We start from the raw sequence: 231 nt of genomic DNA, 5'->3' as shown, positions 1-231 counted from the left end.
AGAGCTGGTAACCCGATTCATCGAAGCACTCTATACAGGCACGATCGTAAAACGCGGTGCGCTGTACGTCTACGACAAGGACGAGGAAGAAGAAGCTTGGGAGCCGTTTATCAACATGATGAAGGCGAGCAAGCACATAGAATTTACGATTTATGAGAAGTTCCGCGCACTGGATCACAAGAGCATGGCTACGCTCCAGCGCAAGGCTTCACGTCGCAGTGACGCCATGAC

General features: G+C 51.5%; 1 protein-coding gene. It reads left to right on the top strand.

The features are described from left to right. On the top strand, window positions 1-231 hold a 231-nt coding region (locus SB775_RS34305; protein WP_410865750.1), incomplete at both ends, for a hypothetical protein.

The sequence above is a fragment of the Peribacillus sp. SIMBA_075 genome (assembly GCF_046534585.1).
The sequence above is the reverse complement of the archived record's forward strand: the minus strand, read 5'-3'. Positions and strand labels throughout refer to the sequence as shown.